This window comes from Thioalkalivibrio halophilus, assembly GCF_001995255.1.
GTDB lineage: Bacteria > Pseudomonadota > Gammaproteobacteria > Ectothiorhodospirales > Ectothiorhodospiraceae > Thioalkalivibrio > Thioalkalivibrio halophilus.
The window spans coordinates 1-5,932 of sequence record NZ_MUZR01000093.1 but is presented as its reverse complement, the minus strand read 5'-3'; the positions used below and the strand labels follow the sequence as shown (position 1 = coordinate 5,932).

General features: G+C 69.1%; 6 protein-coding genes. All 6 read left to right on the top strand.

Features of this window, described 5'->3' with window-relative positions; genetic code table 11:
- Positions 1–653, top strand: a 653-nt coding sequence (locus B1A74_RS14570; RefSeq protein WP_143592273.1) for a RodZ domain-containing protein, incomplete at its 5' end; no start/stop codon positions are given.
- 54 nt (positions 654–707) lie between these two features.
- Positions 708–1,982, top strand: a complete 1,275-nt coding sequence (gene hisS, locus B1A74_RS13935) for a histidine--tRNA ligase (protein WP_026331455.1) — start codon at positions 708–710, stop codon at positions 1,980–1,982.
- 13 nt (positions 1,983–1,995) lie between these two features.
- Positions 1,996–2,610 carry a YfgM family protein gene (locus B1A74_RS13930; RefSeq protein ID WP_077244980.1) on the top strand — a complete coding sequence of 205 codons (615 nt, stop codon included), beginning with the start codon at positions 1,996–1,998 and terminating at the stop codon, positions 2,608–2,610.
- Between the two features lie 14 nt (positions 2,611–2,624).
- Complete coding sequence (bamB, locus tag B1A74_RS13925) at positions 2,625–3,815, top strand: outer membrane protein assembly factor BamB (RefSeq protein ID WP_077244979.1); 1,191 nt, start codon at positions 2,625–2,627, stop codon at positions 3,813–3,815.
- A gap of 7 nt (positions 3,816–3,822) precedes the next feature.
- Entirely contained in the window at positions 3,823–5,268 is a 1,446-nt protein-coding gene (gene der, locus B1A74_RS13920) for a ribosome biogenesis GTPase Der (protein ID WP_077244978.1), read from the top strand.
- On the top strand, positions 5,252–5,932 hold a 681-nt coding region (locus tag B1A74_RS13915), incomplete at its 3' end, for an aminotransferase class I/II-fold pyridoxal phosphate-dependent enzyme (protein ID WP_143592272.1). The genes der and B1A74_RS13915, both read left to right, overlap by 17 nt.

Below are 5,932 nucleotides of genomic sequence, written 5' to 3'. Positions count from 1 at the left end.
AGCGGGCTCTTGCCCTGCCGGCTCGTCCGGTGTGGTCTCCGTTTCCAGAGCCGGCAGGGCAAGAGCCCGCTGAAGATCGGCCACAAGATGAGCCCGGGGCCGCCACCGAGGGCGACACTGTCCCCGACACGGAAACAGGGACCGTTGAGGCCGAAACGCCGGCCATCGGTCCGCCAGAACCCCTGGCCCGGCCGGAACGTGATCCGGCTGCGGAGGAGGCGTCGGAGGACACCGCAGCGGACAGGGGCATGGATACCGTGCCCGAGGATGCGGGGATCGACGAACCGGTCGCGCCGGCCCCGGTGGACGAGGCCGGTGCGGCCGGCGAGGAAACCGAAGTCGTCGAAGTCCCCGAGGAAATCACCGAGGGAACGACCGGGGAGGCCGAATCGGCGCCGTCCGCGGACGGGCGGGCCGAACTGATCCTCGAGATCCGCGAGACCTCCTGGGTGGAGATCCGTGACGCGGACGGGGCGGTGGTCCTGACCGGCGTGCTGTCGCCGGGCACGCGCGAGCAACTGCAGCTGGAACTCCCCGGACGTGCGGTCCTGGGCAATGCCGCCGGCGTGGATCTCACGCTGAACGGCGAGCCGGTGGCATTTGACGAGCATGTCCGTGACGACCGGACGGCCCGCTTCGATCTGGAAGAATAATCAGGCGCGCATCATTCGGCGCGCCCCAACCCGATACCAATCCGAATACACCCGATGAAAGCCATCCGATCCATTCGCGGGATGCACGACATCCTGCCCGACAGCGTTCACCTGTGGCAGCACCTCGAGGACCAGTTGCGCGACCTGCTGACGCGCTACGGTTACCACGAGATCCGCATGCCATTGGTGGAGGCCACGGAGCTGTTCGCGCGATCCATCGGCGATGTCACCGACATCGTGGAAAAGGAGATGTACACCTTCGAGGACCGCAACGGTGACAGCCTGAGCCTGCGCCCGGAGGCCACGGCGAGTTGCGTGCGCGCCGGTATCCAGCACGGGCTGCTGCACAATCAGGTTCAGCGGCTGTGGTACATGGGTCCGATGTTCCGCCACGAGCGTCCGCAGAAAGGGCGTTATCGCCAGTTCCATCAGGTCGGAGTCGAGGTGTTCGGGCTGCCGGGACCGGACATCGATGCCGAGGTCCTGGCGATGACCGCGCGTCTGTGGCGCATGCTCGGTCTGAGCAATGTGCGCCTCGAGCTCAACACGCTGGGAACCCCGGAGTGCCGCGCGCAGTATCGGGAGCACCTCATCGCGCACTTCGAGGCACATCGCGAGCAGCTGGACGAAGAGGCCCGCAACCGGCTGTACGACAATCCCATGCGCATCCTCGACAGCAAGGATCCGGGGACCCGCGAGGTGGTGGCCACGGCCCCGTCGCTGATGGACCATCTGGACGCCGAATCGCGAGCGCATTTCGATGCGCTCTGCGGTCACCTGGATGCGCTGGGCATCGCGTGGGAGCACAACCCGCGTCTTGTGCGCGGGCTGGACTACTACACCCATACGGTGTTCGAGTGGATCACCGACGAGCTGGGGGCGCAGGGTACGGTGTGCGCCGGTGGCCGTTACGATGGCCTGGTGGAGCAGCTGGGTGGCCGCGGGACGCCGGCAATCGGCATGGCCATGGGGCTGGAACGCCTGGTGGCCCTGCTGGAGGCCCGCGAAGACGCGCCGGCGGCGGGGGTGCCGGACGCCTATCTGGTGGTGCCGGATACGGAACAGACGGGCGAGGCGCTGCGCCTGGCCGAGGAACTTCGCGAGGCGCGTCCCGATCTGCAACTGGTACAGCACTGCGGCGGTGGCAGCATGAAATCGCAGATGAAACGCGCGGACCGGCTGGGTGCGCGCGTGGCGCTGGTACTGGGGCCCGACGAGGCCGCGGCGGGCACCGTGACCGTCAAGCCGCTGCGCGGCGAGGGCGGCGAACAGCAGACCGTGGCGCGTGCCGATCTGTCCGCGCATATGGACACCGCCCTGCAATCCTGAAGGAATACCTGACATGAGTTATCTCACCGACGAAGAAAAGGCGGAACGGATCAAGCAGTGGTGGTCCGACAACGGCATGGCGGTCATCGCCGGGCTGGTACTCGGGATCGCCGGCCTGTTCGGCTACAACTGGTGGAGCGGTCAGCAGGCCGAACGTGCCGAGCAGGCCTCGGAGATGTACCAGGCGCTGCAGTTCAGCATGCGCGCCGGCCAGTACGAGCAGGCCGACGAAATGGTCCGGCAACTGATCGAACATGGCGGGCGCACGCCCTACGTGGCGCTGGCCTGGGCCCATCGCGCCGAGGTGGCCCTGGCCGGCGGTGAACGCGACGCCGCGGTCGCTGCCCTGCGCGAGGCGGTGGACGCCGCCCCGGATGACGGCCATCGTGCGCTGTTCCGTCTGCGGCTGGTGCGTCAGCTCATCCGGACCGAGGCCCTGGACGAAGCCGCATCGGTCCTTGCGACCGTCGAGCACGATGCATTCCGCGGCCTGCGGCTGGAACTCGACGGGGATCTGGCACGTGCCCGGGGTGACCACGACACTGCCCGCGAGCGCTACCGCGAGGCCCTGGACGCCGGCCACAGCCCGGAATACCTGCAACTGAAATTCGAGGATCTCTCCGCGTGAGGACGCCCGCCGACATGGATCATTTCGCGAAAATTCGCTACGCCCTGCAGTGGTTCGCGGTGGCGGGCCTGGCACTGTCACTGAGTGCCTGTGGCCTGTTTTCCCGGGATGAGAGCGAGCCTCCGGCGGAACTGACTGATTTCGAAGTGCGCGGCGAACCCTCCGAGCGCTGGTCGGCCTCGCTGGGGCGGGGCGGGGATCGCTTCCTCTGGGAAGTCTATCCGGCGATCGAGGACGACCGGGTGTTCGCGGCCGGCGCGGATGGCCGGATCGTGGCGCACGACCGGGAATCCGGCGCCCGCGCCTGGCAGACGCGACTGGACGACGTGCGCATCGCTTCGGGCGTGGGCGTCGGCGAGGGCATCGTGGTTGTGGGGACGCTGGAAGGTCTGGCGATTGCGGTGAGCGATGACGGCGAAGGCGAGCGCTGGCGGAATCAGCTCTCCAGCGAAGTCATCGGGATCTCGGAGGTCGCGTCGGGAATGGTGATCGCGCGCACCAATGACGGGCGGGTGCACGCCATGGACGCGGCAACCGGCGCGGTGCAGTGGACCGCGCTGCGGACTACGCCGGCACTGAGTCTGCGCGGGGCGCACGTGCCACAGATCGTCGGCGGGCGCGTGCTGGCCGGCTTTGATGACGGTCGGTTGATGATGCTGGGCCTCACCCGCGGCAACACCCTGTGGGAGGCGACCCTGGGCGTGCCCACCGGCCGCTCCGAGGTCGAGCGCATGGTGGACGTGGATGGCCATATCCCGGTCTACCGCGGTGCGGCGCTGGGTGTCAGCTACCAGGGGCGCATGGCCGCGGTGGATCTCAATTCCGGCGAGCTCTACTGGGACCGGGAGTTCTCGTCCTATCAGGGCGGGGATGTCTCGATCAGCCGCAACGTGATGGTGGTCAGCGACGCCGATAGCCACGTGCGCGCGGTGGATCCGCGCAACGGCGGGGATCTGTGGGAAAACGCGGGCCTGCGCCTGCGCGGGGTGACCGCGCCGGTGGTTCACGAGGGTTACGCCATCGTCGGCGATTTCGAGGGCTACCTGCACTGGCTCGACCTGGAAGACGGCGAATTCGCCGCCCGCACCCGCGTGGCGCGTGGCGCCGTGGTGGCACGGCCGGTGCTGGCGGGCGATACCCTGTACGTGATTACCGACAATGGTCGGCTGACTGCGATCGACGCGCGCATCGACGAGGACGCCTGATCCCCTCATGATCCCCGTCATCGCGCTGGTCGGCCGCCCGAATGTGGGCAAGTCGACCCTGTTCAATCAGCTCACCCGCTCGCGCGACGCGCTGGTTGCGGACATGCCCGGTCTGACCCGCGACCGCCAGTATGGTATTGGCCGGGTGGGCGAGTTTCCCTACATGGTGGTGGACACCGGCGGCCTGTCCGGCGAGGAAGACGGGGTCGACCGGGCCATGGCCGAACAGACCCGCCGCGCGGTCGCCGAGGCCGATCACGTCCTGTTCATGGTGGATGCGCGCGACGGTCTGACACCGCAGGACGAGGCGATCGCCGAACAGCTGCGCGCCAGTGGCGCGCGCGTCCGGGTCATCGTTAACAAGACCGACGGCCTGGACGCCGACGTGGTCAGTGCGGAGTTTTACGCCCTCGCGCTGGGTGAAGTGACCCCGATCGCGGCGACTCACGGTCGCGGTGTGCGCGGCCTGATGCAGGCGGTGCGGGAAGACGTGGCCCGGGATCGGGAAGCGGCGGGTGGTGAAGGCGAGGGCGCCGGCGACGGCCTCGACGTGGACGCCCAGCAGGCCGCCCTGGACGACTGGCCGGGTATCCGTGTCGCGGTGGTGGGGCGGCCCAATGCCGGCAAGTCCACGCTGGTCAACCGGATCCTCGGCGACGAACGGGTGGTCGCCACCGAGGTGGCGGGTACCACCCGCGACAGCATCTTCGTGCCGTTCACGCGCGAGGATCAGGACTATACCCTGATCGACACCGCGGGGGTGCGGCGCCGTGCCCGGGTCCACGAGACCGTCGAGAAGTTCAGCGTGGTCAAGACCCTGCAGGCGATCGAGGCCGCGCACGTGGTCATTATGGTGATCGACGCGCGTGCCGGTCTTTCGGATCAGGACGCCCACCTGCTGGGGCTGGTGATCGATGCCGGCCGTGCGCTGGTGGTGGCCGTGAACAAGTGGGACGGCATGGACCCGGATGATCGCGAGTGGGTCCGGTCCGAGATGCAGCGCCGCCTCGGTTTCGTCGATTACGCGCGGATGCGCCTGATCTCGGCCCTGCACGGCACCAACGTCGGGCACCTGCTGGACGACGTGCGCGAGGCCCACGCCAGTGCGTTCGTGGACATCTCCACCCCGGAGCTGACCCGGTTGCTGGAGGCCGCGGTGGCCGAGCATGCGCCGCCGCTGGTCAGCGGGCGGCGGATCAAGCTGCGCTACGCCCACCAGGGCGGACAGAACCCGCCGGTGGTCGTGATCCATGGCAACCAGACCGACCGTCTGCCCGGGGCCTACAAGCGCTATCTCGAGAACTTCTTTCGCCGCCAGCTGAAGCTGGTGGGGACGCCCCTGCGGCTGGAGTTCCGTTCCGGGAAGAACCCCTACGCCGGCCGGCGCAACAAGCTCACGCCGCGCCAGCAGCAGAAACGCAAAAGGTTGATGCGTCATGTCCGCAAGCGCTGAGCCCGCCCTGTCGGATTTCGCGCAGGTGGTCGAGCCGTTCCGCGTGATGGACATCCTCGACCGCGCCCAGGCGGCCGAGCGTGCCGGCCGCGACATCATCCATCTGGAGGTCGGCGAGCCGGATTTCGTGACCCCGCGTGGCGTGGTGTCCGCCGGCGAGATCGCCCTGGCCGCCGGGGAAACCCGCTACACGCCGGCGCACGGGCGCGAAAAACTGCGCCGGGCGATCGCGCAGGACTACCGCAACCGCCACGCGGCCGAAGTGGACCCGGAACGGGTCGTGGTCACGTCCGGGGCCTCGGCGGCCATCCTGCTGGCGCTGGCGGCCGGCGTGAATCCCGGGGAGGGGGTTCTGCTGCCGGACCCGGGCTACGCCTGCAACCGGCAGTTCGTCGCGGCCCGGGGTGCGCGGCCCCGGCCCCTGGTGGTGTCGGCCGAGGACGCCTGGCAGCCGACCGCCGACGCGGTGGCCGCGGCCTGGAGCGACACGACCCGCGCGGTGCTGCTGGCGTCGCCGGCCAACCCCACCGGCACCTGCCTGTCGCGCGAGACCCTCGCGGAGATCGTGGCGGTGGTGGAGGCCCGCGGCGGGCTGGTGATCATGGACGAGATCTACGGCCAGCTGGTGTTCGGCGAGCCCGAGCGCAGTGCCGCGGCCCTGCAC

Coding starts and splice junctions, on each gene's coding strand:
- bamB (WP_077244979.1), top strand. CDS start 2,625: ATGGATCATTTCGCGAAAATTCGCTACGCCCTGCAGTGGTTCGCGGTG.
- hisS (WP_026331455.1), top strand. CDS start 708: ATGAAAGCCATCCGATCCATTCGCGGGATGCACGACATCCTGCCCGAC.
- B1A74_RS13930 (WP_077244980.1), top strand. CDS start 1,996: ATGAGTTATCTCACCGACGAAGAAAAGGCGGAACGGATCAAGCAGTGG.
- der (WP_077244978.1), top strand. CDS start 3,823: ATGATCCCCGTCATCGCGCTGGTCGGCCGCCCGAATGTGGGCAAGTCG.